A 22,064-nucleotide genomic window follows, 5' to 3' on the forward strand; every position below is an offset into this window, starting at 1 on the left:
CGCCACAATCCTCAGCCAAGCCCGCCGAAGCACACAACGCGCTACCAGACAAGCTAACCGTTGTCGAGATATGGCGGCCCTCGTCCTTTGCGTATACTGCAAGCTATGTTCGCCCATACTGCTCTGCGCCAGCGTTGCGCCAAATGGCTTCTCGCAACCGGACTCTTTCTGATGCTCGGTGCCTGTGTTGAAAAACCCAGCACCCTAGAGCGCGTGAAGGAGGATGGCGTGCTGCGCGTCATCACCCGCAACAGCCCGGCCACCTATTTCCAGGACCGCAACGGCGAAACCGGCTTCGAATACGAGCTGGTCAAGCATTTCGCCGACGATCTCGGCGTAAAGCTGCAGATCGAGACCGCCGACAACCTTGATCAAGTGTTCGACGAACTGGGCAAGCCCTCCGGCCCGGTGCTGGCCGCCGCCGGCCTGGTCAGCAGCGAGCGGCGCAAGGCCCAGGCAAAATTCTCTCATCCCTACCTGGAAGTCACTCCACAGGTCATCTATCGCAACGGCCGCTCCCGCCCCACAGAGGCCAAGGGCCTGGTCGGCAAGAAGATCATGGTGCTCAAAGGCAGCAGCCATGCCGACCAGCTGGCCGAGCTGAAAAAACAGTACCCAGGCCTGGAATACGAAGAATCCGACGCCGTCGAGGTGGTCGACCTGCTGCGCATGGTCGATGAAGGCCAGATCGACCTGACCCTGGTCGACTCCAACGAACTGGCGATGAACCAGGTGTATTTCCCCAACGTACGGGTCGCCTTCGACCTGGGCGATACCCGCGATCAGCGCTGGGCCGTGGCGGCCGGTGAAGACAACAGCCTGCTCAACGAGGTCAACGAGTTCCTCGACAAGGCCCAGAAGAACGGCACCCTGCAGCGCCTCAAAGACCGCTACTACGGCCATGTCGATGTACTCGGCTATGTCGGCGCCTACACCTTCGCCCAGCACCTGCAGCAGCGCCTGCCCAAGTACGAGAAGCACTTCAAGAGCTACGCCAAGGTCGAGCAGGTCGACTGGCGCCTGCTGGCGGCCATCGGCTACCAGGAATCCATGTGGCAGCCGGAAGTCACGTCCAAGACCGGCGTGCGCGGCCTGATGATGCTCACCCAGCGCACGGCGCAGGCCATGGGCGTATCCAACCGCCTGGACCCGAAGCAGAGCATCCAGGGCGGTGCCAAGTACTTCATGCTGATCAAGCAGCAGCTCGACGACAGCATTCAGGAACCCGACCGCACCTGGTTCGCGCTGGCCGCCTACAACGTCGGCAGCGGCCACCTGGAAGACGCCCGCACCCTGGCCAAGCGTGAGAAGCTCAACCCGAACAAGTGGCTGGATGTGAAGAAGATGCTGCCGCGTCTGGCGCAGAAGCAGTGGTACAGCAAGACCAAGTACGGTTATGCCCGTGGCGGCGAGCCGGTGCACTTCGTGGCCAACATCCGCCGCTACTACGACATCCTCACCTGGGTGACCCAGCCGCAGCTCGAGGGCCAGATGGCCGAAGGCAACTTGCATGTGCCCGGGGTCAACAAGGACAAGCCGGCGGAGCAGTCGCCGCCGATGTGACTGTTGCCGGCCTGGCCACTGTCGATCTCCTGCACCGGCCTCTTAGCGGGGCAAGCCCGCTCCCACAGGCACCCCACAGTCCTTGAGAAATGTGGGAATCTGTGGGAGCGGGCTTGCCCCGCGAAGAGGCCCGCACTGACTAGCGCAAGGCCCGCCGAGCCTTGAAAAACTCGCTCAAGATCGCCCCGCACTCCTCGGCCAGCACCCCACCCTCTACCATCACCCGATGATTGAGGAAGCCCTGGCCAAAGAACTGCCCCTGGCTCTGCACGATCCCCGCCTTGGGCTCCAGCGCCCCGTACACCACCCGCGCTACCCGCGAATGCACGATCAACCCCGCGCACATGCTGCAGGGCTCCAAGGTCACATACAGCGTGCTGCCCGGCAGCCGATAATTGCTCGCTGACTTGGCGGCTGCCCGAATGGCGACCATTTCGGCATGGGCGCTGGGGTCACTGTCGACGATCGGCCGGTTGAAGCCCTGCCCGATCACCTGGCCATGCTGCACCAGCACCGCCCCCACCGGCACCTCACCCATCGCCGCCCCTTCGGCGGCCAGTGTCAGGGCCAGGCGCATGAATTCCTGATCGCGGCTGCGATCGATGATTTGCGGGCGCATCAGACCACCGTGATCGCGGCCATCAGGCCGGTTTCCATGTGGTCGATGACGTGGCAGTGGAACATCCAGGTGCCTGGGTTATCCGCCACCAGCGCGACCTGGGCGCGCTCGTTCTTGCCCAGCAGGTAGGTATCGGTGAACCACGGTTCGACGATCTCACGGCGGTTGGAAGCGATCACCTTGAAGCTCATGCCGTGCAGGTGGATCGGGTGCTGGTACTGGGTCATGTTCTTCAGCTCGAAGATGTAGCTCTTGCCCTTCTGCAGCGTCGCGATGGGACGGTCGGCGCAGGTCTTGTCGGTGATGTCCCAGGCCTGGCCGTTGATCTGCCACAGGCTCGGCGGCCTGCCGTTCTCGGTGTTGACCGAGACCTTGCCGACCCATTCAAAATTGAAGTTGAGCTTTTCGGCATTCTCCAGGTCCGGCTCGGCCACCGGGTTCGGCGGCAAGGCTGGCGGCCAGTCGCTGGGGGCGTCGTTGCTGGCCACCGAACGCAAGGTGCCCAGGCGCACGAAACCGTCGCGCAGGGAGATTTCCTCACCCGCCTCAGGAATGCGAATCGCCAGGCAGATACGCATGCCTGGCCCCAGCCAGTAATCGTCGTCCAGTGGGCGCGGGGTGACCGGGTTGCCGTCGAGCGCGTAGATCCTGGCCTCGCAGTTGCCCTTGAGGTTCAGGCGGTAGGTCCAGGTGTTGTCCAGGTTGAGCAGGCGCAAGCGCACCACTTGGCCGGCGGGCAACTCGGTCACCGAATCGGGCTGGCCGTTGATGGTGATCAGCCGCCCGGCAGTGCCGTTGCGCGCGGCCTCGCGGGGGATGCTGAACGGCAGCCAGGCGCCTTGCTCGTCCACGTGCCAGTTTTTCAGGCTCAGGGTGCGCTCGTGCAGAAACCCGGTAGGCTCGCGCTCCTCGACGATCAGTGGCCCGACCAGTCCGCGGCCAAGCTCTTCGGAGCTACTGACATGCGGGTGGTACCAGTAGCTGCCGGCATCCGGCACGCGGAACTTGTAGTCGAAGTACTCGCCAGGCTTGACCGGCAGTTGCGACACATAGGGCACGCCGTCCATTTCCAGCGGCAGGCGGATGCCGTGCCAGTGGATGGTGGTTTCGACCGGCAGGTGGTTGATGAAACGCACCCGCAGCCAGGTACCCTGGCGTACCCGCAATTCGGTGCCCGGCGCCGACGGGCCAAAGGCCCAGGCCTCGGTCTTGAAGCCCGGCACCAGCTCCACTTCCAGGGGCGCGGCGATCAGTTCGTAGTCGTGCCCGGCATTCTCGTCCTCGACCTTGCCCAGCCAGTACCGCGCCGCGCCTCCGGCGCCCAGGCCTACCACAACCAGGCCGGTGAGGCCCTTGAGCATTTGTCGACGGGTGAAGGACATCGGTGCGGGTACCTCGTTTATTGCGCAAGCCAGCTGCCAGCAGGGCTGGCAATGAAGGGCGAATACGATACACCTGCATTTGCGAAATATTAAGTGAAGTCTTGTCGCAGCGGGTGTTCAGCAGGCATATGCATCGCCATGGACCTGCCCCTTGAGAATGTCTTCACAAGCCTCGTAGCCCAGTGCTGGCGCCAGTATCACGCCCGGGTGAGCGACCATGACGTACAGCCCTTCGCACCCGTCAAGGAACGTACGCAGTGGCAGGCCGCTGTCGGTTTTGGGCCGGTACACCGCCCGTATCGATTGCAGCGACAGTTCGCACTCCGGCTGGAACAGGCTGGCAACCGCCTGCAGGCTTTCGCGACCCAGTTCGGCCATACCCTCTTCACCAGGGAAATCGTCTGCCGACAGCAAACCGCCGCCCAGCCCTGGCCGCACTTCCAGCCCCTGCCCATACAGCAGATGGCGCAGCGGCACCTGCGCGGCACCGAAGCGCAGCAACACCGCGGGGGCTTCATGGATAGGCAGTTCCTGCCCCAGTTGACGGGCCAGGCGCTGAGCCCCCATGGCATTGGCCAGCACGACGACATCCGCATGCACGATGCCCAGACCGGTACGTACACCGGTAATGCGCGCACCCTGCACTTGCAGCGCCAGTACCTCGCGCGCCTCAAGTACCCGAGCGCCTTCAGCCTGCGCTGCCGTCAACAAGTGCTGGGCCAGCACATCAGGTTCGACCGCGAAATCGTCCGGAGCCCAGATAGCCATGCCGGGTGGCTGCACCAGGCCAGGCTCGAGCTGGCGGATGCGCTCACGCCCCACTGCGGCCATCGAAACCCCGGCCGCCTGCTGCTCGGCGAGCATGGCAAGGGTCTGCTCCTCGCTGTCGAGCCATATCAAGCCACCTTGCGCCGCCACCGGCAGTGGGCCGAGTGCCTGCGTCAGGCGGGGGAACTGTGCCAGCGCACGCTGTTCCAGGGCAAAGCATGCCGGGTCTGCAGACGGCAGGCGGCTGCCCGTGCCCACCCAACCATAGGAGTGCCCGGTGACACCCCGCGCAACGCCCCGCTCGCGCTCGAGCACAGTGACCGCAGCACCACGCCGCGCCAGGTGCCAGGCGACGGACGCGCCGAGGATACCGCCGCCCACCACCACTACATGAGGAATGTTGCCTGCCATTGCGATTGTCCTTGCGCAAAGCCGAAGAAGCGCAGTGTGCGCAATTACAGCCTGAGCGTCTGTGAACAATCGTACCCAGAGCCGCTCAGGGCCTGGCCAGCAACCCGCGCAGCAACAGCTCAAGTGCGGCAAGGCTTTGCGTCAGGCGTGCGTCGCCCTCCTCGCTTTGGGCAATCCAGCACGCGGCTTCGGCCAGGCCGCCATAAATCAGTGAGGCCAGCGCCCGCGGCTCGGCCGGAGCCAGCACGCCTTGCTCGATCAGGTTCTGAACCAGCCGTTGCATCGTTGCCAGGCAGTGCAGATGCGATTCCTGCGAGGCGCCCCCCAGCACTGCCCGGGCATCACGCAGCACAATGCGCTGGATATCGGGTTCCAGTGCCATTTCGAGGTAGGCACGGCAACGCTGTCGCAAGCCCTCCCAGGCATCGCCGGCATTCTCGGAGATGCTGTTCAGTCGCGCGTCGACCTCACCATCGATCTGCTCCACCACTGCCGCCAACAGGCCCTTCTTGTCGCCGAAGTGGTGATAGAGCGCACCCCGCGTCAGGCCCGCCCTGGCGGTCAGCTCATCCATCGAGGTACCCGCATAGCCATGCTCGCTGAACACCTGGCGCGCAGTGGACAACAACGTGGCGCGGGTTTCTTCCATTTCGGCGCGCGTGCGACGGACCATCACTCTCTCCTTTACATACAAACTGCATGTATTTTCGCCAACGCGCCAGGCGCTGACAACCTGCCCGTCAATAACGAAAAAGCCCGCAGCAATGCGGGCTTTTTGGCTAACGGGTTCCGGCCACAGCCGGACGCCCGATCACTCCCACTCGATGGTGGCAGGCGGCTTGCTCGAGACGTCGTAAGTGACGCGCGAAATGCCTTCGATTTCGTTGATGATACGGCCGCTGACGGTTTCCAGCAGTTCGTACGGCAGGTGTGCCCAACGCGCGGTCATGAAGTCCACGGTTTCGACGGCACGCAGGGCCACGACCCAGGCGTAGCGACGGCCGTCACCCACGACACCCACCGACTTGACCGGCTGGAACACCACGAAGGCCTGGCTGGTCTTGTGGTACCAGTCGGCCTTGCGCAGTTCTTCGATGAAGATGTGGTCGGCGCGACGCAGGATGTCGGCGTATTCCTTCTTCACTTCACCCAGGATGCGCACGCCCAGGCCCGGGCCCGGGAACGGGTGGCGGTAGACCATGTCGTACGGCAGGCCCAGCTCCAGGCCGATCTTGCGCACTTCGTCCTTGAACAGTTCGCGCAGCGGCTCGACCAGCTTGAGGTTCATTTCCTCAGGCAGGCCACCGACGTTGTGGTGCGACTTGATCACGTGGGCCTTGCCGCTTTTGGCGCCAGCCGACTCGATCACGTCCGGGTAGATGGTGCCCTGGGCCAGGAACTGGATGTTGTCCAGTTTGCTGGCTTCGGCATCGAAGATGTCGATGAAGGTGCGGCCGATGATCTTGCGCTTCTTCTCCGGGTCCGCTTCGCCTTCCAGGTTGCCCAGGAACTGCGCCTCGGCGTCGGCACGGATCACCTTGACGCCCATGTTCTCCTTGAACATGGCCATCACCTGGTCACCTTCGTGCAGGCGCAGCAGGCCGTTGTCGACGAACACGCAGGTCAGCTGGTCGCCGATGGCGCGGTGCAGCAGCGCGGCAACCACGGACGAGTCGACGCCGCCAGACAGGCCCAGCAGGACGTTGGCCGAACCGACTTGCTCACGCACTTGGGCGATGGCGTCTTCGACGATGTTGGACGGGGTCCACAGGGCTTCACAACCGCAGATGTCCTGGACGAAGCGCGAGAGGATGCGACCACCTTGCTTGGTGGGGGTCACTTCCGGGTGGAACTGCACGCCGTAGTAGCCGCGCGCGTCGTCGAACATGCCGGCGATCGGGCAGCTCGGGGTGCTGGCCAGCACGTGGAAGTCGCCTGGCATCTGGGTGACCTTGTCACCGTGGCTCATCCAGACGTCCAGGCCCAGTACGCCGTCAGCGTCCACGTGGTCTTCGATGCCGTCGAGCAGACGGCTCTTGCCGACCACGTCAACGCGGGCGTAACCGAATTCGCGCAGGTCCGACCCGGTAACCTTGCCGCCCAGTTGCTCGGCCATGGTCTGCATGCCGTAGCAGATGCCCAGCAGCGGTACGTTCAGGTCGAAAACGGCCTGCGGCGCGCGCGGGCTGTTGGCTTCGTGTACCGATTCGGGGCCGCCGGCGAGGATGATGCCGCGCGGGTTGAATTCGCGGATCGCTTCATCGTCCATGTCGAACGGATGCAGTTCGCAGTACACGCCGATTTCGCGCACACGGCGGGCGATCAGCTGGGTGTACTGGGAACCGAAATCGAGGATCAGGATGCGGTGAGCGTGAATGTCGAGGGCCATGACTCAATCTCTGGTGCAACTGCAAGCGTCTAGCTGCGAGCTGCAAGTTGATCGGGGAAAACGCGGTAGCTGCTGCAACGCAACTACCGCTTGAAGCTTGCTACTTACCGCTGGAGGCCTCAGCCGACCCGGTAGTTAGGGGCTTCTTTGGTGATCTGCACGTCATGCACGTGGGACTCGGCCATGCCGGCACCGGTGATGCGCACGAACTCCGGCTTGGTACGCATCTCTTCGATGGTCGCGCTGCCGGTATAGCCCATGGACGAACGCAGGCCGCCCATCAGTTGGTGGATGATCGCAGCCAGGGCGCCCTTGTACGGCACACGGCCTTCGATACCTTCCGGTACCAGCTTCTCGGCACCGGCCGAGGAGTCCTGGAAGTAACGGTCGGATGAGCCCTGCGCCTGTGCCATGGCACCCAGCGAGCCCATCCCGCGGTAAGCCTTGTAGGAACGGCCCTGGAACAGTTCGACTTCACCCGGGGCCTCTTCGGTACCGGCGAACATCGAACCCATCATCACGCAGGAAGCACCGGCAACGATGGCCTTGGACAGGTCACCGGAGAAGCGGATGCCACCGTCGGCGATCAGCGGCACGCCAGTGCCTTCCAGTGCGGCAGCGACGTTGGCGATGGCGCTGATCTGCGGTACGCCGACACCGGCGACGATGCGGGTGGTGCAGATCGAACCTGGGCCGATGCCGACCTTGACGGCGTCAGCGCCAGCTTCAGCCAGGGCTTTGGCCGCGGCACCGGTGGCGATGTTGCCGCCGATCACCTGAACCTGCGGGTAGGTTTCCTTGACCCAACGCACGCGGTCGATCACGCCTTTGGAGTGACCGTGGGCGGTGTCGACCACCACCACGTCAACGCCGGCGGCAACCAGGGCGGCTACGCGCTCGCCGGTGTCCTTGCCGGTACCGACCGCGGCGCCGACGCGCAGGCGACCTTGGTCGTCCTTGCTGGCCAGCGGGTAGGCCTTGGCTTTTTCGATGTCCTTGACGGTCATCATGCCCTTGAGGCTGAACTTGTCGTCGACGATCAGGACTTTTTCAAGGCGGTGCTTGTGCAGCAGCTCGCGGACTTCGTTCTTGTTGGCGCCTTCGCGCACGGTGACCAGACGCTCTTTCGGCGTCATCACATCGCGGACCTTGGCATCAAGACGGGTTTCGAAGCGCACGTCACGGGAAGTGACGATGCCGACCAGGTCGCCGTTTTCCAGCACCGGAACACCCGAAATGTTGTTCAGGCGGGTCAGGTCGAACAGGTCGCGCACGGTGGCGTCTGCTTCGATGGTGATCGGGTCCTTGACCACGCCAGCCTCGAACTTCTTGACCTTGCGGACTTCGCCGGCCTGCTGTTCGATGGTCATGTTCTTGTGGATGATGCCGATGCCGCCTTCCTGAGCCATGGCAATGGCCAGACGCGCTTCGGTCACGGTATCCATGGCAGCGGAAACCAGCGGAATGTTCAGCTCGATGCCACGAGTCAAACGGGTCTTGAGACTGACTTCATTGGGCAGTACCTCGGAATAGCCAGGTACAAGGAGGATATCGTCGAAGGTCAGGGCTTCTTGGCTGATACGCAGCATCGCGGGGGCTCCCGGGCGGGAAAAATGGAAGCGCGCCATTATACTCATCCACGGCGCGCCGCTCAATGCAAAATAAGGGCCTTCGGTCAGCCTTGTGGCAGTTTTACCTGCACCACGGCCACTGGCTGGTCCAGCCAGTCGGCGAAGCTGTCGAGAAAGGCCTGGGTGAACCCGGCCTCGCCCCAGTTGTTGAAGATGAACCCCAGGTTGGAAAAGGCACATGGCTGCAGGTAAAGAAAGCCGTTGATGTCGTCTTCGAAGCCGCACAGCGGGCAGGTGAAGTTGTCACTGACCCCTGGCATCCACTCTTCCAGGCTCTCGAACAGCGGCTCGCCGACCTCGCGCCGGCACTCCGGGCAGCCGGCTTCTTCGAGAAAACCGTTGGTCGGGGTATAGATGCAGCGCTTGAGCATGATCTCCAGGCCGTTGGCTTGTTCGCCGAACGGCAGTTTGTCCGGGTGCAGGGCCACCTTGCGCGCACCGTCGGCCAGGGCATGGCCCATGCGGTTGCCGGTGCGACCGCAGGTGGTGAGTTGTTCCTCGATGACTTTCTCGCGCACCAGCCAGCGCACGATCGCCCGGGCGCGGGCCTCGTGAGCCGGGACGGTGGAAAGCTTGGGGACGATGATGCTCTGGGTGTTCATTAAAGAGGCAAGCCTGCGAACTGCGGTAATGCAGCAATTCTACCGCTCACAGGCTCAGGTAGCGACCGATCATGGCCAGGCCGCTGGCCAGCACCAGCCAGGTGACCAGGCGCACAAAAGCCTCGCGGGACAGCTTCAGGGTCAGCCGGCGCCCGGCCCACAGGCCGACGAACATCACCGGCAACAGGCAGGCAGCAAGCAACAGCAGGCTGCTGTCGGCGTAGACTCCGGCGATCAGAAACAGCGACAGGCGCACCACGGTGCTGCAACTGATCAACGCGCTCTGGGTAGCGCGCACCTGCTCTTTCGCCTCCAGGCGCGCGCTCAGATAGAGGGCATAGAGAAACCCGCCACTGCCAAACAACGCACCGAACAAGCCCCCCACCGTGCCCATGGGCACCGCCCAGAAGCCTGAAAGGTTCGCCGGGCGCACCCTCACCGCCAAGCCATAGACCGCATAGGCGCTGACGAACAACCCCATCAGCAACAGCAACACGTCAGCCTTGAGCCGCAGCAGAAACACCACGCCCAGGGTGCAGCCTATCGCCATGAAGGGCAGTAGACGCAGCAGTTCGCCACGCACCACATCCCGGCGCGACGGCAGCAGGTTGCCAAAGGCCGCCACGAAGTCCAGCAGCACCAACAGCGGAATGACGCGCGACAGCGGCATGAAGTGGATCAGCACCGGGCCGGCCACCAGCGCGGTGCCGAAACCGGCAATGCCGAAGACGATGTAAGCCAGGCCGACACCGAGCAGGATGGGCAGCCAATCGAGGCCGGAGAATGACAATTGGGTGAGCATGGCGTGTGTTCCTGAAAAGTCATGCAAAGGTTAGCCAGCCAAGAGCCATGCCGACTAATATGCCTTTGCGCCATTACCTATCTTGAAAAGGCATGACATGACGTCGATCCGCCAGTTGCGTTACTTCGTGGAGATCGCTGAAAGCGGTAGCTTCAGCGTTGCCGCCGAGCGGCTGTATATCGCCCAATCGGCGCTGAGCCGGCAGATCAAGGAGCTGGAGCAGCACCTGGGAACGCCGTTGTTCGAACGTACCGCCCGGCGGCCACGGCTGACGCTTGCTGGGGACGCCTTTTTGCAGCGTGCCCGCCGCTTGCTGGCCGACCTGGCGCACGCTGAGCGCATCACCCGTGACGTGGGGGATGGCTTGCAAGGCAGCTTGCGCCTGAACCATTCCAGTACCGTGCCGCTGACCGGGCCGCTGCTGGCTCGCCTGGGCTGTTACTTGCAGGGCCACCCAGGGATCTCGCTGGAAATCGCGCAGCAGTCGTCGGAGGCGCAGCTGGAGGATATTGCCGCTGGGCGGCTGGATATCGGCCTGCTGCGGCTGCCGGTGCTGCGCCAGCATGAGGGGGTGGTGCTGCATGAGCTGTTCAGCGAGCCGTTGTTGCTGGCCGTTGCGGCGGGACACATTTTGGCTGAAGAGGCGGTCGTGCGACTGGAGCAGTTGCGTGGGGAGCGGTTCATTTCCATCCCGCACCGTGATCGTGGCGGTTTGAGCTACCTGTCGGCGTCGTTGTGCATGGAAGCTGGATTCTTCCCGCAGGCGGCCCAGGTGGTTTCACGCAAGACCACGCAATTACAGCTGATTCAGGCGGGGTTCGGGGTGGCGCTATTGCCTGAATGCATGCGTGATATTGCGCCGGCATCGGTCAGGTTCGTGGGGTTGGGGGAGCCTTGTGAGAGTACCGTGGCATTGGCCTGCAGGCGCGATGCGGGGGTGATGGTGCGGCAGTTTCTGGCGGCGATGTTGGGGGTTTGATGGGGGCCCGTAGTGCATGACGGTGGTTATTCTGCGCCCATGAGATCGAGCGCCGCGCGGGCGGCGCTCGATCTCATGGGCGCCGAAAATCCATCGCCCTGCACCTGGCAGCCCCACGTCCCCCAATCCTCTCACCCCCCAGCCCCAACACAGACAACCGCCCCCGATGTCCTTTATGATGCCCGCCATGATCAGAGACCCCTTCGAACGACTCGGCCTGGACCGCGAGGTCCTCACCGTCAGCCAGCTCAACGGCCGCGCCCGGGTGCTGCTGGAAGACGTGTTCCGCAGCGTCTGGGTGGAAGGCGAGATTTCCAACCTCGCCCGCCCGGCCTCCGGCCACATGTACTTCACCCTCAAGGACAGCGGCGCCCAGGTGCGCTGCGCGCTGTTCCGCCAGAACGCCACGCGGGTCCGCCAGGCCCTGCGTGACGGCCTGGCGGTGCGGGTGCGCGGCAAAGTCTCGCTGTTCGAAGGGCGTGGCGATTACCAACTGATCCTCGACACCGTCGAAGCGGCCGGTGACGGTGCGCTGCGCCTGGCGTTCGAAGCACTGAAAGAGAAACTCGGCGCCGAGGGCCTGTTCAGCGCCGAACGCAAGAAACCGCTGCCGGCGCATCCGCAACGCATCGGCATCATCACCTCGCCCACGGGCGCGGTGATCCGCGACATCATCAGCGTATTCGGCCGCCGCGCCCCGCAAGTCGAGCTGAACCTGATACCCACCGCCGTGCAGGGCCGCGAATCCATCGCGCAGATCGTGCGCGCCGTGCAACTGGCCGACAGCCTTGGTTTCGATGCGCTGATCCTGGCACGCGGCGGCGGCTCGCTGGAAGACCTGTGGAGCTTCAACGAAGAAGCCGTGGCCCGCGCCGTGGCCGCCTGTGTCACGCCTATCGTCAGTGCCGTCGGCCATGAGACCGACGTGTCGATCTGCGATTTCGTCGCCGACGTCCGCGCGCCCACCCCGTCCGCCGCCGCCGAACTGCTGGCCCCCGACAACAGTGGCTTGCAGCACCGCCTCGACAGCCTGCAACGGCGCCTGCTGCTGCGCATGCAGAACCGCCTGAGCCACGACCGCCTGCGCGTGGAGTCGCTGGCCCGGCGCCTGCGCCACCCAGGCGAGCGCCTGCGCCAGCAGGCCCAGCGCCTGGACGATCTGGACATGCGCCTGCGTCGCGCTTTCCTCGGCAACCTCAACCAGCGCCGCGAGCGCCTGGGGCGCCTTGATACCCGCCTGGCCGCGCAGCACCCGGGGCGCACCCTGAAGCTGCTGAACCAGCGCCTGGACAGCCTTGCCGAACGCCTGCCCCGGGCCATGCGCGAGGTGCTCAAGGACCGTCGCCAGCGCTTCCAGGCCCAACTGCAGACGCTGCAAGTGGTCAGCCCGCTGGCCACCCTCGCCCGCGGCTACAGCATCCTGCTCGATGAGCGCGGCCAGGCCATCCGCAGCGCCGAGCAGACCCACAACGGCCAGCGCCTGACCGCTCGCCTGAATGAAGGCGAACTGCAGGTGCGGGTCGAAGACAACCACCTGACGCCCGTTACCCTCTCACTACTGGACTGACCCATGCCCCGCCTGTTCGCGCCCCTGCTCGCCCTTTCCCTGCTGTTGCTGGCCTGCGGCGCTCAGGCCAGCTACATCACCCGTACCTTGAACAAGCCGGTGCCCGGCGGCGTGGCAGTGGTCGACCTGGGGCCTGCCAGCACGGCGCCGAATGCACGCTTTGACGGCAAGCCGGTGCTGGTGGTCAAGGAACAGGACAACTGGCTGGCGATCGTCGGCATTCCGCTGACCCAGAAGCCCGGCACCGCCGTGCTGAGCCAGGGCGGCCGCAGCCTGCCCTTCACGGTCGGGAGCAAGAAGTACCCCGAGCAGCGCATCACCCTGAAGAACACGCGGCAGGTCAACCCGAACCCGGCGGACCTCAAGCGCATCGAGGGCGAACTGGCCGAACAGATCAAGGCCTACCGCAGCTTCAGCCCGGCCCTGCCGAGCAACCTGATTCTCGACAAGCCGGTCAACGGCCCGCTGTCGAGCAAGTTCGGCGTGCGCCGCTTCTTCAATGGCGAAGAGCGCAACCCGCATGCCGGCCTGGACTTCGCCGTGCCCGCCGGTACGCCCATCAAGACCCCGGCCAATGGCAAAGTGATCTTGGTGGGTGATTATTTCTTCAACGGCCGTACCGTGTTCGTCGACCATGGCCAGGGCTTCATCAGCATGTTCTGCCACATGTCGAAAATCGATGTGGCCGTGGGGCAGGCGCTGCGCCGCGGTGAGGTGGTTGGCCGGGTTGGCTCGACCGGGCGGGCTACCGGGCCGCACATGCACTGGAATGTCAGCCTGAATGATGCGCGGGTGGACCCGGCCATCTTCATTGGTGCATTCCAGCCCTGATAGGGCGGGCTTCTTCGCGGGGTTACCCGCGAGAAGCCGGCACTGACACTCCACTTCCCGTGTCTTGCGCCATCAAAACCTACAGCGCAAAAACCCGAAAGCCTCTCCGCAATAAGCGCTACAAAATCTCGCCATCCAGCTTTTTTTAAGCATTCCTCTCAATTTTTCGCGAACACTTGCCATCCCTCACCCCGCTGGCTTAGGGTTGAAGCATGAAAACCTCCAGCAACCTCATTCTGCTCCGACAACATCGCAGCCTCTGCCTGGTCAGCGCACGACTACCAGGTTGAATCGCGTCGCCTCGCCTCTTCATCTCGTTATTGCTCGGCAGGCCCGATCTCGGCCGCATACAAAAGGATTGCTTCCATGACCATGCTCAAAGACCCTTCGAAGAAATACCGCGCCTTCCCGACCATCGACCTGCCTGATCGCACCTGGCCATCGAAAACCATCACCGCAGCGCCGATCTGGTGCAGCTCCGACCTGCGTGATGGCAACCAGTCGCTGATCGAGCCGATGGATGCGGAGAAGAAGCTGCGTTTCTGGAAGACCTTGGTGCAGGTTGGCGTGAAGGAGATCGAAGCCTCGTTCCCGTCCGCTTCGCAGACCGACTTCGACTTCGTGCGTACCCTGATCGAAGATGGCCACATCCCGGACGACACCACCATCCAGGTGCTGACCCAGGCCCGTGAAGACCTGATCGCCCGTACCTTCGAATCGCTGCGTGGGGCCAAGAAGGCCATCGTCCACCTGTACAACGCGACCAGCCCGTCGTTCCGCCGCATCGTCTTCAACCAAGACAAGCAAGGCGTGAAGGACATCGCAGTGAACGCGGCCAAACTGTTCGTCAAGTACGCTGCCCAGCAGCCGGACACCCAGTGGACTTTCCAGTACTCGCCCGAGACCTTCAGCGCCACCGAGCTGGAGTTCGCCAAGGAAGTCTGCGACGCGGTCATTGAAGTGTGGAACCCAACGCCTGAGCACAAGCTCATCCTCAACCTGCCAGCCACCGTGGAAGTCGCCACGCCGAACATCTACGCCGACCAGATCGAGTGGTTCTGCCGCAACATCAGCCGCCGTGACAGCGTGATCATCAGCCTGCACTGCCACAACGACCGTGGCACCGGCATCGCCGCCACCGAGCTGGGCCTGATGGCCGGCGCCGACCGCGCCGAAGGCTGCCTGTTCGGCAACGGCGAGCGTACCGGCAACGTCGACCTGGTGACCTTGGCACTGAACCTCTATACCCAAGGCATCGACCCACAACTGGACTTCTCCGACATCGACGGCGTGCGCAAGGTAGTTGAAGAGTGCAACCAATTGCCGGTGCACCCGCGTCATCCGTATGTCGGCGACTTGGTTCACACTGCGTTCTCCGGCTCGCACCAGGACGCCATCCGCAAAGGCTTCGCCAAGCAACAGGAAGGCGAGCTGTGGGAAGTGCCGTACCTGCCGATCGACCCGGCCGACATCGGCCGCAGCTACGAGGCGGTGATCCGCGTCAACAGCCAGTCGGGCAAAGGCGGCATCACCTACCTGCTCGAACAGGAATACGGCATCAGCCTGCCACGCCGCATGCAGATCGAGTTCAGCCAGGTGGTCCAGGGTGAAACCGACCGCCTGGGCCTGGAAATGACTGCCAAGCAGATCTACAGCCTGCTGCAGAAAGAGTACCTCCAGGCCAACGCCCCGTATGCACTGGTCAGCCACCGCCTGCAGGAAGAAAACGGCCACAGCGCCGTGGAAGTGGAAGTCGCTGGTGAAGGCGAAACCACCCTGCACTGGCGCGGCAAGGGCAATGGCGCCCTGGAAGCCCTGGTGGCCGGCTTGCCGATTGCCGTGGAGATCATGGATTACAACGAGCATGCCATCGGCGCCGGCACCAACGCCAAGGCGGCGGCCTACATCGAACTGCGCGTGGCCGGTGGCCGCCCGGTGCATGGTGTGGGCATCGACGAGAACATCACCACCGCCAGCTTCAAGGCGCTGTTCAGTGCGCTGAACCGCTCGCTGAGCCAGCAAGAGGCCAAGGCGGCGTAAGCTGCGGTTTGATGGCCAAGAGCCCGCATCCTTGATGCGGGCTTTTTTATTGCCCGAACTGGCCCTTTCGCGGGGCAAGCCCGCTCCCACAGAACCTGTGGCACTGGGAATTACCTGTTGGGCTGTGAATTATCTGTGGGAGCGGGCTTGCCCCGCGAAGAGACCAGCACCGGCAACACCAAACCTGCAGGCAAAAAAAAAGGGGCGCCGACCAAGCGCCCCATAAGCCGTAAAGCCCACAACAAATTCAGTTTCAGTCCAGCAGCGCAATCGCCTCGGCACTGCACGCTTCGATCCGCGCCCAGTCGCCATTCTTGATCCAGCTGCTGTCGAGCATCCAGGTACCCCCAACACACATCACATTGGGCAACGCCATGTAGTTGCGCACATTGGCCGGGTTCACCCCGCCAGTCGGGCAGAAGCGGATGTCGCCGAACGGGCCGCCAAACGCCTTGATCGCTGCCACGCCACCGCTTATTTCCGCCGGGAACAATTTGAACCGACGGTAACCCAGGGCGTAGCCCATCATGATTTCGGACGGCGTACTGATACCCGGCAGCAGCGGGATGTCGCTGTCGACACCCGCCTGGAGAATGTCCTGGGTGATGCCTGGGGTGACCACGAACTGCGCACCAGCCGCTTCGACCGCCGCGAACATGCTGCGGTCAAGTACCGTACCCGCACCAATGCACAGCTCTGGCCGCTGTTCGCGCAGCACCTGGATGGCCTTCAGGCCGTGCTGGGAGCGCAGGGTCACCTCAAGGGTACGAATGCCACCTGCGGCCAGCGCGTCGGCCAGCGGCAGGATGTCTTGCTCACGGGCGATGGTGATCACCGGCAGGATGCGCGCCTTGTCGCAGATCGCGTCGATCCGGGCGGCTTTGTCGGCCATCGAGAGCAGAGTCTGTGGGCGTTCAAGGGTGGTCATGACTGTGGATCCTTGGCTCATGGGCACCAGTAGATGTCCAGGGGGTCGTGGAGAAAGGCGCGTATCGGCATTTCGGTAAGGTCATTGCCCGCCAGCGCGGCGCGCAGGGTAGCGAGTTTGTTCGGGCCTTGCACGGCCAGCGCGATGAAGCCAGCGCTGGCCAGCAACGTGCGGGTCATCGACAAGCGCTGGTGCGGCACACTGGGCGCCAGCATCGGCAGGCAGCGGTGCGGGCTGCTGGCGGCCAGGCCGTCGTCCAGGTTGGGGCTGTTGGGGAACAGCGAGGCGGTATGGCCATCGTCGCCCATGCCCAGCACCAGCACGTCGATGGCCGGCAGGTCTGCCAGTGCCTGATCGGCGTTGGCCGCCGCGAGTTCCAGGTTCTCGGCCTGCTGGTACAGGCCAATGAAGCGGGCCTTGGCCGCCGCGCCCTTGAGCAGGTGACGGGCCAGCAGGCCGGCGTTGCTGTCGGCATGCTCCACCGGCACCCAGCGCTCATCCGCCATGCTTACGGTCACTTTCGACCAGTCCAGCGCCTCGGCGGCCAAGCGCTCGAGAAACGGCACCGGGCTGCGCCCGCCGGACAACACCACGCAAGCCTGGCCTTTGGCGGCAATCGCCGCCCGCAACCGCTCGGCCACATCGCGGGCCAGCGTTGCCGCCAGGGTCTTGCCATCAGCCAGTTCATGCGCCTTCACCGCCGCCGGCAATTGCAGTTCAGATATCGCCATACCACGCCCTCCCGTCTCGTGTGATCAGTGCGATCGAGCTCATCGGGCCCCAGGACCCCGCCGCGTACGGCTTGGGCGCATCACCTGCGCTTTGCCAGCCAGCGATCAACTGGTCGCACCATTTCCAGGCATATTCGATTTCATCCTTGCGCACGAACAGGTTCTGGTTGCCGCGCATCACCTCGAGCAACAGGCGTTCGTAGGCATCCGGAATCCGCGCGCTACGCCAGGCGTCGGAAAAATTCAGCTGCAGCGGGCCACTGCGCAGTTGCATGCCCTTGTCCAGGCCTTGCTCCTTGGTCATCACCCGTAAAGAAATGCCTTCGTCCGGTTGCAGACGGATGATCAGCTTGTTACCGACCTGCAAACGTTGTTCCGGGGCGAAGATGTAGTGCGGCGTTTCCTTGAAGTGGATGACGATCTGCGACAGCTTCTGCGGCATGCGCTTGCCGGTACGCAGGTAGAACGGCACGCCCGACCAGCGCCAGTTGCGGATATCGGCACGCAGGGCAACGAAGGTCTCGGTGTCGCTCTGGGCGTTGGCGTTGTCTTCTTCCAGGTAGCCGGGCACCGGCTTGCCGTCGCTGTAACCGGCGATGTACTGGCCGCGCACCACACGGGTGCTCAAGCCATCGCCAGTGATCGGCGCCAGGGCCTTGAGTACCTTTACCTTCTCGTCACGAATACTGTCGGCCGAAAGCTCGCTGGGCGGGTCCATGGCAATCAGGCACAGCAGCTGCAGCAAGTGGTTCTGGATCATGTCGCGCAGCTGGCCGGCCTTGTCGAAATAGCCCCAGCGGCCTTCGATGCCGACTTTTTCGGCCACGGTGATCTCCACATGGGAGATGGAATTCTGGTTCCACTGGGTTTCGAACAGGCTGTTGGCAAAGCGCAGCGCGATCAGGTTCTGCACCGTCTCCTTGCCCAGGTAGTGGTCGATGCGATAGACCCGGCTCTCGGGGAAGAACCGCGCCACGGCATCGTTGACCCGGCGCGACGACTCCAGGTCATGCCCGATCGGCTTTTCCAGCACCACACGGGTGCGCGCTGCCAGGCCGGCCCTGTCGAGGTTTTCGCAGATGGCGCCGTAGACTGCCGCCGCCGTGGCGAAGTAGGCAATCAAGGGCAACTCGCCTGGCAACTGCTCGGCCAGCGCCTGGTAGCCCTCAGGCTGGAGGAAGTCCAGATGCTGGTAGCTCAGCCGGCCCAGGAAGCGCCCCAGCGCGGCTGGTTCGATGTCGGCATCGGCGACGTGCCGACGCAGGTGCGCTTCGATGGTGTGCAGGTGCTCCTGCGCACTGCCGCTCTCGCGTGCCAGCGCCAGCAGGCGGGTGTCCGGGTGCAGCAGGTTGGCACGGTCGAGCTGATAGAGCGCTGGAAACAGCTTGCGCAATGCCAGGTCGCCCAGGGCGCCAAACAGGGCAAAGGTGCAAGGTTCGACACTGATCGCAGCCATGATGTTGGTTCTTTCCTAAAGTTGGTCTAGGAATACCGCTTTCACATACGGTTTTCAAGGGGTAATGTAGTAAAACTAACAACATTACCGACGAATACTACAGACAAGTGGTGCGGCACACGCACCGACAGTACGATAGACGACCGTGCAAAAGGCCCGCTGCTCCGTCAGCCGGCTGTCTTCCCGACCCAAGGACACACCCATGGACCGCGTGCGAAACCTCCTGGAACAGATCCAGGGACGCCTCGACGAGCTGAACAAGGCCGAACGCAAAGTCGCCGAAGTCATCCTGCTCAATCCGCAACAAGCCACCCGCTTCAGCATTGCTGCACTGGCCCAGGCGGCCAAGGTCAGCGAACCGACCGTCAACCGCTTCTGCCGGTCGTTCGGCGTCAGCGGCTACCCCGAGCTCAAGCTGCAGCTGGCGCAGAGCCTGGCCAGTGGCGCTGCCTATGTGAGCCGCGCCGTCGAGGCCGACGACGACCCTGCCGCCTACACCCAGAAGATTTTCGGCAGCGCCATCGCCTCGCTCGACAGCGCCTGCCAGCAACTCGACCCGCAGCAGGTCAGCCGCGCCGTGGACATGATGATCCAGGCCCGGCAGATCCACTTCTTCGGCCTTGGCGCCTCGGCGCCGGTGGCCCTGGATGCCCAGCACAAGTTCTTCCGCTTCAACCTGGCGGTGTCGGCCCACGCCGACGTGCTGATGCAACGCATGCTGGCCTCGGTGGCCCACACCGGCGACCTGTTCGTGATCATCTCCTACACCGGGCGCACCCGCGAACTGGTCGAGGTGGCGCGCGTGGCCCGTGAAAACGGCGCCTCGGTACTGGGCCTGACCGCTGCCGGCTCGCCGCTGGCCCAGGCCTGCAGCCTGAGCCTGCACATTCCACTGCCGGAAGACACCGACATCTACATGCCGATGACCTCGCGAATCATCCAGCTGACCGTGCTCGACGTGCTGGCCACCGGCATGACCCTGCGCCGCGGCGTGGACTTCCAGCCGCACCTGCGCAAGATCAAGGAAAGCCTCAACGCCAGCCGTTACCCGATCGAGGACGACGAACTCAACTGAGCCGATGCGCTTGCAAACGCAAGTGCGCGCGTTGCCCCGGGGCCAGGCTTAGGCCCTCGCCACTGCCACTGGCGGCTTCGACACAGACGAAGCCCTGGCATTCGCGACCCGTCACGCCCATCAGCGGGCGGTTGCCCGGGTGCCAGACCACGGTGTCATCGCTGTCACCGGTGTCGATGCACAGTTCGCGCTGCCAGGCCGGGTCCTGTAGTTGCACCCGCGGGGTGCCTGGGTAGACCTTCTGGCAGCCACCCTTGAGCTTCAGCGCACCTTCCTCGCGGCAGGCCTGCCGGCTCAGGCGGTCGTAGCCTTCGATATCCTCAAGCCCAGACAGCGCTATCTCGGACACGTCACTGATACGCCAGTAAGCCAGCAGCGCATGGCTCAACTGGCACGGCTCGCTGTCCTGGTGCTCGGTACTCAGGCGCAGTTCCATGCGGCTGCCAAGCCGTGCATGCAGGTCGACCTGCCAGTCGCAGAGGTCCAGGCGCCACTTCAATGTCACGCCCTCCTCGTCCTCGCGGCTGTCCACCAGCTTCCAGTCCAGCAGCCGTGCCCAGCCATGGGCCGGCCACAGGTCCTCGCTGGGGTGGCGGCCGTACCACGGCCAGCACACCGGCACCCCCCCCCGAATCGCCCCCACCTGCGGCCACTGCTCGGCGCACCACAACCAGGGCTTTTCGCCAGCGGGTTGAAAGTGCAGCAGCTGCGCGCCCTGCCGGCTGAACACAGCCTGGCAGAGGGGGTGGTCGATGACCAGGACATCGCGCTGCTGGTAACGCTCCCACTCGAATGTCGGCCTTGGCCGCTGTGCGGAAAAGAAGCGATGTAGCGGATGTTCGGGCATGGTTCCAAGCTCTTGTTGTTTGAGATAGCGCTGTCTCGGCCTATCCCCGACAACCACTGCAAGCCAGTGGATGCCGGGAGCCGAAATTGGATTGGCGTAAATTTACAACAAATGTGCTCAGAATGACGACTGAATCTTCAAACCAGCGACCAGCGCGTTGTCTACTTCATCCACCCCGCCCGGGCTCTTGATGTATTGCAGGTTGGGGCGCACGGTCAGCCAGTTGGTGACGTGGAAGCCGTAATACAGCTCGGCGTTGTACTCGGTGCGCTGTAGCGGCACGAAGCCCGGGTTGTCGTAATCATTGATGCCGCTCTGGGCATTGAGCTGCTCAGCACGCTTCTTCACATCGTCGTTGACGTGAATGCGGGCGATCCCAAACCCGATATCGTCCTTGGGCCGGGCATCGAAGGCGCCTTTGTACACCAGCCCGACCTGCTGGTAGTTGTCGACCACGTTGGTGGCCTTGTCGTGCACGGTGAAGTTGGCAAACAGGCTGAGACCACGGCTGGCATCACCGCCCTGGGCAGTGACCTGCTGCTGCGCAACCACCCACCAGCCATGTTTGCTGGAGTGCGACTTGAAGCCCGCGCCGCTGATGCCTTGCGGGTTGCCATTGACGTCTTCGTAGATGTCTTCGGCATCCGCCGTGCTGTAGTAGTAGCCGAGGCGGTACTCGCCCGGCAGGCCGTTGACCTGGGGTGACCAGACCGCCTCCACCGGCAGGATCGCGCCCTTGGTGCCGCTGCCGCTGAGCTTGAAGCCGTTGCCGGTTTCCAGGTTCGAGGGGTTCTGCTCGAACGCGCCGACCTGCACGAAGAACTCAGGCGTGATGTTGTACTTGACCCGCAGCGCCCATTGGCTGACCGGCCAGTTGTACCAGATGCCGCCCACCCAGTTGCCCACCTGCGAGCCGCAGAAGGCCAGGTTCTGGAAGTCGCAGGGGAAGCTGTTGAAGTCTTCGCCCTCGCCGAAGCGGCCGAATTTCACATCCAGGGCACCGTCAAAGTACTTCTGCTTGATCCACATCTGGGTCAGCCGCCAGGTCTGGCCGCGGCCCCACACTTCCTGTACCGAACTGAACTGGCCGGCACGCGGGTCGCTGATGCGGTCGTTGGACAGGTTGCGGCCGCTGCGCTCGGTGATCGCCAGCTTGAACTCGGTGTCATGCCAGCCAAAGATCTTTTCCAGGTCCAGGTGCGCACCCAGGGCAAACTGGTCGCTGTAGCGTGCGGTCTTGTCGTCGTTGTAGCCGCCGTTGAGGTTGCCCGCCACCTCGCCCACGTAGTCGAGGGTGAAGTCATAGCCTTTGTCCAGCAGCTCGGTGCGAGTACCGCCCCAGTCGCCGGTCATCCATTTCGACTCGCTGGAGAAGGCCTCGGCGGCCTGCGCCCCGCTGCTGCCAACCATGGCAAGCAAGGCCAGTGAGCCCAAGGTCCTGAT

At 63.8% G+C, this 22,064-nt stretch carries 19 protein-coding genes; 6 read left to right on the plus strand and 13 right to left on the minus strand.

The genetic code is table 11. The features are described from left to right. Positions 1-105: 105 nt before the first annotated feature. The gene (mltF, locus tag PC358_RS15710; RefSeq protein ID WP_033701000.1) at positions 106-1,563 is read left to right on the plus strand and encodes a membrane-bound lytic murein transglycosylase MltF; all 1,458 of its coding nucleotides are present in this window, start codon (positions 106-108) and stop codon (positions 1,561-1,563) included. Between the two features lie 139 nt (positions 1,564-1,702). Here mltF and tadA read toward each other — a convergent pair whose 3' ends face one another. From tadA to PC358_RS15750, 8 genes are all read right to left on the minus strand, one after another. Further along, positions 1,703-2,182 (minus strand): tRNA adenosine(34) deaminase TadA, encoded by a 480-nt coding sequence (gene tadA / locus PC358_RS15715; protein WP_033701001.1) that lies wholly within the window; start codon positions 2,180-2,182, stop codon positions 1,703-1,705. Further along, entirely contained in the window at positions 2,182-3,564 is a 1,383-nt protein-coding gene (locus PC358_RS15720; RefSeq protein WP_033701003.1) for a multicopper oxidase family protein, read from the minus strand. Before PC358_RS15720 ends, tadA begins: the two co-directional genes overlap by 1 nt. Positions 3,565-3,681: 117 nt before the next feature. After that, positions 3,682-4,743 carry an NAD(P)/FAD-dependent oxidoreductase gene (locus PC358_RS15725; protein WP_050506131.1) on the minus strand — a complete coding sequence of 354 codons (1,062 nt, stop codon included), beginning with the start codon at positions 4,741-4,743 and terminating at the stop codon, positions 3,682-3,684. Between the two features lie 85 nt (positions 4,744-4,828). Beyond that, entirely contained in the window at positions 4,829-5,416 is a 588-nt protein-coding gene (locus PC358_RS15730) for a TetR/AcrR family transcriptional regulator (protein ID WP_033701004.1), read from the minus strand. A 138-nt stretch (positions 5,417-5,554) separates the two neighbouring features. Beyond that, a complete protein-coding gene (guaA, locus tag PC358_RS15735) occupies positions 5,555-7,132 on the minus strand; it encodes a glutamine-hydrolyzing GMP synthase (RefSeq protein WP_033701005.1) in 1,578 nt (525 codons plus the stop codon). 119 nt (positions 7,133-7,251) lie between these two features. Further along, complete coding sequence (guaB, locus tag PC358_RS15740) at positions 7,252-8,721, minus strand: IMP dehydrogenase (RefSeq protein ID WP_027595680.1); 1,470 nt, start codon at positions 8,719-8,721, stop codon at positions 7,252-7,254. 86 nt (positions 8,722-8,807) lie between these two features. After that, on the minus strand, positions 8,808-9,365 hold the full coding sequence (locus PC358_RS15745) for a hypothetical protein (RefSeq protein ID WP_033701006.1): 558 nt from the start codon (positions 9,363-9,365) through the stop codon (positions 8,808-8,810). A 46-nt stretch (positions 9,366-9,411) separates the two neighbouring features. Further along, on the minus strand, positions 9,412-10,167 hold the full coding sequence (locus tag PC358_RS15750) for a sulfite exporter TauE/SafE family protein (RefSeq protein ID WP_033701008.1): 756 nt from the start codon (positions 10,165-10,167) through the stop codon (positions 9,412-9,414). A gap of 97 nt (positions 10,168-10,264) precedes the next feature. Here PC358_RS15750 and PC358_RS15755 point away from each other — a divergent pair, with 97 nt between their 5' ends. The 4 genes from PC358_RS15755 to leuA all read left to right on the plus strand — a co-directional run bounded on the left by PC358_RS15755 (position 10,265) and on the right by leuA (position 15,584). Beyond that, a complete protein-coding gene (locus tag PC358_RS15755; RefSeq protein ID WP_033701010.1) occupies positions 10,265-11,146 on the plus strand; it encodes a LysR family transcriptional regulator in 882 nt (293 codons plus the stop codon). A 187-nt stretch (positions 11,147-11,333) separates the two neighbouring features. After that, positions 11,334-12,713 carry an exodeoxyribonuclease VII large subunit gene (gene xseA, locus PC358_RS15760; protein WP_033701011.1) on the plus strand — a complete coding sequence of 460 codons (1,380 nt, stop codon included), beginning with the start codon at positions 11,334-11,336 and terminating at the stop codon, positions 12,711-12,713. A 3-nt stretch (positions 12,714-12,716) separates the two neighbouring features. Next, a complete protein-coding gene (locus PC358_RS15765) occupies positions 12,717-13,544 on the plus strand; it encodes a M23 family metallopeptidase (RefSeq protein WP_033701012.1) in 828 nt (275 codons plus the stop codon). A gap of 366 nt (positions 13,545-13,910) precedes the next feature. Next, positions 13,911-15,584: a 2-isopropylmalate synthase gene (gene leuA, locus PC358_RS15770; protein ID WP_033701014.1), complete on the plus strand. Its 1,674-nt coding sequence runs from the start codon at positions 13,911-13,913 to the stop codon at positions 15,582-15,584. A 253-nt stretch (positions 15,585-15,837) separates the two neighbouring features. Here leuA and PC358_RS15775 read toward each other — a convergent pair whose 3' ends face one another. From PC358_RS15775 to zwf, 3 genes are read right to left on the minus strand one after another with little or no spacing between them, the layout of a single operon-like run. Continuing rightward, positions 15,838-16,512 carry a bifunctional 4-hydroxy-2-oxoglutarate aldolase/2-dehydro-3-deoxy-phosphogluconate aldolase gene (locus PC358_RS15775; protein WP_033701015.1) on the minus strand — a complete coding sequence of 225 codons (675 nt, stop codon included), beginning with the start codon at positions 16,510-16,512 and terminating at the stop codon, positions 15,838-15,840. A 17-nt stretch (positions 16,513-16,529) separates the two neighbouring features. After that, on the minus strand, positions 16,530-17,243 hold the full coding sequence (pgl, locus tag PC358_RS15780) for a 6-phosphogluconolactonase (protein WP_033701016.1): 714 nt from the start codon (positions 17,241-17,243) through the stop codon (positions 16,530-16,532). After that, positions 17,230-18,699 (minus strand): glucose-6-phosphate dehydrogenase, encoded by a 1,470-nt coding sequence (zwf, locus tag PC358_RS15785; RefSeq protein WP_033701019.1) that lies wholly within the window; start codon positions 18,697-18,699, stop codon positions 17,230-17,232. The genes pgl and zwf overlap by 14 nt, the downstream gene beginning before the upstream one ends. Positions 18,700-18,910: 211 nt before the next feature. Here zwf and hexR point away from each other — a divergent pair, with 211 nt between their 5' ends. Next, entirely contained in the window at positions 18,911-19,774 is an 864-nt protein-coding gene (gene hexR, locus PC358_RS15790; protein WP_172960401.1) for a DNA-binding transcriptional regulator HexR, read from the plus strand. On the opposite strand, the gene PC358_RS15795 is transcribed toward hexR, so the two are convergent. Next, a complete protein-coding gene (locus PC358_RS15795; protein ID WP_033701020.1) occupies positions 19,767-20,621 on the minus strand; it encodes a D-hexose-6-phosphate mutarotase in 855 nt (284 codons plus the stop codon). The two genes, hexR and PC358_RS15795, sit on opposite strands and share 8 nt — an antisense overlap. 117 nt (positions 20,622-20,738) lie before the next feature. Next, complete coding sequence (locus tag PC358_RS15800; RefSeq protein WP_227697292.1) at positions 20,739-22,031, minus strand: carbohydrate porin; 1,293 nt, start codon at positions 22,029-22,031, stop codon at positions 20,739-20,741. Between the last annotated feature and the right edge of the window lie 33 nt (positions 22,032-22,064).

Source organism: Pseudomonas capeferrum, from assembly GCF_000731675.1.
GTDB classification, from domain to species: domain Bacteria; phylum Pseudomonadota; class Gammaproteobacteria; order Pseudomonadales; family Pseudomonadaceae; genus Aquipseudomonas; species Aquipseudomonas capeferrum.

What these genes read in the sequence shown, in the direction of transcription:
- mltF (WP_033701000.1), top strand. Translation starts at nt 106, where the DNA reads ATGTTCGCCCATACTGCTCTGCGCCAGCGTTGCGCCAAATGGCTTCTC.
- tadA (WP_033701001.1), bottom strand. Translation starts at nt 2,182, where the DNA reads ATGCGCCCGCAAATCATCGATCGCAGCCGCGATCAGGAATTCATGCGC.
- PC358_RS15720 (WP_033701003.1), bottom strand. Translation starts at nt 3,564, where the DNA reads ATGTCCTTCACCCGTCGACAAATGCTCAAGGGCCTCACCGGCCTGGTT.
- PC358_RS15725 (WP_050506131.1), bottom strand. Translation starts at nt 4,743, where the DNA reads ATGGCAGGCAACATTCCTCATGTAGTGGTGGTGGGCGGCGGTATCCTC.
- PC358_RS15730 (WP_033701004.1), bottom strand. Translation starts at nt 5,416, where the DNA reads ATGGTCCGTCGCACGCGCGCCGAAATGGAAGAAACCCGCGCCACGTTG.
- guaA (WP_033701005.1), bottom strand. Translation starts at nt 7,132, where the DNA reads ATGGCCCTCGACATTCACGCTCACCGCATCCTGATCCTCGATTTCGGT.
- guaB (WP_027595680.1), bottom strand. Translation starts at nt 8,721, where the DNA reads ATGCTGCGTATCAGCCAAGAAGCCCTGACCTTCGACGATATCCTCCTT.
- PC358_RS15745 (WP_033701006.1), bottom strand. Translation starts at nt 9,365, where the DNA reads ATGAACACCCAGAGCATCATCGTCCCCAAGCTTTCCACCGTCCCGGCT.
- PC358_RS15750 (WP_033701008.1), bottom strand. Translation starts at nt 10,167, where the DNA reads ATGCTCACCCAATTGTCATTCTCCGGCCTCGATTGGCTGCCCATCCTG.
- PC358_RS15755 (WP_033701010.1), top strand. Translation starts at nt 10,265, where the DNA reads ATGACGTCGATCCGCCAGTTGCGTTACTTCGTGGAGATCGCTGAAAGC.
- xseA (WP_033701011.1), top strand. Translation starts at nt 11,334, where the DNA reads ATGATCAGAGACCCCTTCGAACGACTCGGCCTGGACCGCGAGGTCCTC.
- PC358_RS15765 (WP_033701012.1), top strand. Translation starts at nt 12,717, where the DNA reads ATGCCCCGCCTGTTCGCGCCCCTGCTCGCCCTTTCCCTGCTGTTGCTG.
- leuA (WP_033701014.1), top strand. Translation starts at nt 13,911, where the DNA reads ATGACCATGCTCAAAGACCCTTCGAAGAAATACCGCGCCTTCCCGACC.
- PC358_RS15775 (WP_033701015.1), bottom strand. Translation starts at nt 16,512, where the DNA reads ATGACCACCCTTGAACGCCCACAGACTCTGCTCTCGATGGCCGACAAA.
- pgl (WP_033701016.1), bottom strand. Translation starts at nt 17,243, where the DNA reads ATGGCGATATCTGAACTGCAATTGCCGGCGGCGGTGAAGGCGCATGAA.
- zwf (WP_033701019.1), bottom strand. Translation starts at nt 18,699, where the DNA reads ATGGCTGCGATCAGTGTCGAACCTTGCACCTTTGCCCTGTTTGGCGCC.
- PC358_RS15795 (WP_033701020.1), bottom strand. Translation starts at nt 20,621, where the DNA reads ATGCCCGAACATCCGCTACATCGCTTCTTTTCCGCACAGCGGCCAAGG.
- PC358_RS15800 (WP_227697292.1), bottom strand. Translation starts at nt 22,031, where the DNA reads ATGGTTGGCAGCAGCGGGGCGCAGGCCGCCGAGGCCTTCTCCAGCGAG.